Annotated in this window: 2 protein-coding genes; both read left to right on the top strand. The window is 75.5% G+C overall.

What is annotated here, in order from left to right:
• The first annotated feature begins 146 nt into the window (after nt 1–146).
• Nucleotides 147–671, top strand: coding sequence for a GNAT family N-acetyltransferase (locus ACFV4G_RS24605; protein ID WP_380443851.1), 525 nt, complete (start codon nt 147–149; stop codon nt 669–671).
• Between the two features lie 190 nt (nt 672–861).
• Nucleotides 862–2,793 (top strand): ATP-dependent zinc metalloprotease FtsH, encoded by a 1,932-nt coding sequence (ftsH, locus tag ACFV4G_RS24610; protein ID WP_380443853.1) that lies wholly within the window; start codon nt 862–864, stop codon nt 2,791–2,793.
• The last annotated feature ends 267 nt before the right edge of the window (nt 2,794–3,060 follow it).

Consider the following 3,060-nt stretch of genomic DNA (forward strand, 5'->3'; position numbering starts at 1 on the left):
CCCGTGGGCACGCCACCGGGGGGGCCGGGGCCCCGGCGCCCGGGCGGGGCCCGGCCGCCCCCCCCCCCCCCCCGCCGCCCACACCGAGCGCCCGCACGGCGGTTAAACCCGGCGGCCGGCCCGATCGCGTGTCCGATGATGGTGGGGTGCGAGTGACGATCAGGGCCCCGCGGGCCGAGGACGAGGGTGCGTACGCCGAGGCGGTCCGACGGTCCGCCGAGCACGTCGGGCGGTGGAACCCGGTCGAGCCGAACGGGCTGCCCGACCTGCTGGAGCGCCAGGGGGCCGGCCTGCGGACCTTCCTGATCGTCGACCGCGAGACCGGCGGGCTGGTCGGCAAGGTGAACGTGGCCAACATCGTGATGGGCCGCTTCTGCAACGCCTCCCTCGGCTACGACTCCTACCTGCCGTTCGCCGGCACCGGGCGGATGACCGAGGGCATGCGGCTGGTCGTGGACCGCTGCTTCGCCCCGCAGCCGGCGGGCGGGCTCGGGCTGCACCGGCTGGAGATCAACGTGCAGCCGGACAACGAGCGGTCGATCGCGCTGGCGAAGCGGCTGGGCTTCCGGCACGAGGGCTACACGCCGCGGATGCTGTTCCTGCAGGGCGCCTGGCGCGACCACGAGCGGTTCGCAATGACCGTCGAGGAGTGGCCGGGCTCGGGCGCCTAGCGGGTGTGCCCGGCGGGCATCCGGCGGGCGGGGTGGGGGCGGCCGCGGTCGGGGCCGATCGGGGCGCGGCGGGGCTGTCCCGGGGCCGCTCGGGGCGGGTCGGGAGGCCGCGCGGGGCTGACCCGGGGGCCGCTCTGGGGTGCGGCGTTGCGGTTGGCCCGCCCGAGCGTGCGTCCGTATCGTCCGAGAGGTGACCGAACCCGTCCCGCCGCGCCAGACCCCCGACCAGCCCTGGCGGTCGGAGGGCGCCCCGCCCCCGCCGCCGCCCCGCCGCCGGATGCCCGGCGGCTGGATGGGCCTCATCCTCACCGCGCTCGTGGTGTTCCTGATCTCCGACGTGCTGCTGTCCTTCTTCGGCAACGAGGGCGCCACGACGATCTCCTACACCGAGTTCAACAACCAGCTGAACAAGGGCAACATCACCAAGATCTACTCCAAGGGCGACGCCATCGAGGGCACCCTCAAGTCCGCCCAGCCCCGGCCGGACGGCGCCAAGGGCGACTACACCGACTTCGCCACCCAGCGGCCCTCCTTCGCCAACGACAACCTCTGGGCCACCCTCCAGCAGCAGGGCATCGAGGTCACCGCCACCTCGCCGGTCGTCCAGCAGCGCAGCTTCCTCTCCAACCTGCTGCTCTCGCTGGCCCCGATGCTGCTGCTGGTCTTCATCTGGGTGCTGCTCGCCCGCCGGATGTCCGGCGGCCTCGGCGCCGGGCCGCTCGGCCGCAAGGCGCCGCCCAAGCCGGTGGTCGCGGAGGAGGGCAAGCGCACCACCTTCGCCGACGTGGCCGGCATCGACGAGGTCGAGGCCGAACTCGCCGAGGTCGTCGACTTCCTGAAGAACCCGCAGCGGTACCGCATGATGGGCGCCAAGATGCCGCGCGGCGTGCTGCTGAGCGGCCCGCCCGGCACCGGCAAGACGCTGCTCGCCCGGGCCGTCGCGGGCGAGGCCAACGTGCCGTTCTTCTCCGCCTCCGCCTCCGAGTTCATCGAGATGATCGTCGGCGTCGGCGCCAGTCGCGTCCGCGAACTCTTCGCCGAGGCGCGCAAGGTGGCGCCGGCGATCGTCTTCATCGACGAGATCGACACCATCGGCCGCCAGCGCGGCGGGGGCGGCGGCCTCGGCGGGCACGACGAGCGCGAGCAGACGCTCAACCAGATCCTCACCGAGATGGACGGCTTCACCGGCTCCGAGGGCGTCATCGTGATCGCCGCGACCAACCGGGCCGACGTGCTCGACCCCGCGCTGCTGCGCCCCGGCCGCTTCGACCGGCGGATCACCGTCAGTCCGCCGGACCGCGAGGGGCGCGCCGCGATCCTCGCCATCCACTCCCGGACCGTCCCGCTGGCCGGCGACGCCGACCTCACCCGGCTGGCCAAGGTCACCCCCGGGATGACCGGCGCTGAGCTCGCCAACCTCGTCAACGAGGCCGCTCTGCTGGCCGTCAAGCGCAAGCAGGACGCCGTCAACGAGCGGGACCTCTCGGACGCGCTGGAGAAGGTCCAGCTCGGCGCCGTCCGGCCGCTGGTGATGCCGCAGGAGGAGCGCGAGCGCACGGCGTACCACGAGAGCGGGCACGCGCTGCTGGGGATGCTCCAGCCCGGCGCCGACCCGGTCCGCAAGATCACCATCGTGCCGCGCGGCCGGGCGCTCGGCGTCACGCTCTCCACGCCCGAGAACGACCGCTACTCGTACACCGAGCCCTACCTGCGCGGCCGGATCATCGGCGCGCTCGGCGGGATGGCGGCCGAGCAGGTCGTCTACGGGGTCATCACCACGGGCGCGGAGAGCGACCTGGAGCAGGTCACCAACATCGCCCGGGGGATGGCCGGCCGCTGGGGCATGAGCGAGCGGGTCGGGCGGCTCACCGCCGTGCCCGCCGACCCGCAGGGGGCGTACGGGCTCTCCGCCGCCCCGACCACGCTCGACGCGGTGGACGAGGAGGCCCGGCGGATCGTCGCCGAGTGCTACGAGGACGCGGTGCGGATCCTGACCGAGCAGCGGACCCGGCTCGACGCGCTGGCGGCGGCGCTGCTGGAGGCGGAGACGCTGGACGAGGCGCAGGCCTACCGGGCCGCCGGGGTGCCGCGGGAGGCGGCCGAGGACGGGGACGCTTCGTAGGGCGGCGGGGCGCGGCGGGTCCCGGTGGAGCCATGCGGGGCCGTTCGGTGCGCGGCGGGGCCCGGTGGTGCGTGGCGGGGCCGTGCAGGGCCGTTCGGTGCGCGGCGGGGCCCGGTGGTGCGCGGCGGGGCCGTGCAGGGCAGTTCGGGGAAGCGCGGGTAGAAGGCCGGGGGGGGGGGGGGGCGGGTGGGGGGCCGCCCCCCCACGCGGGTGACGGTGGGGGGGACCCCCCCCCGCCGGGGGGGGCGGGGGGGGGCGAGGGGGGCG

It is taken from the genome of Kitasatospora sp. NPDC059747, from assembly GCF_042732955.1.
Lineage (GTDB): Bacteria > Actinomycetota > Actinomycetes > Streptomycetales > Streptomycetaceae > Kitasatospora.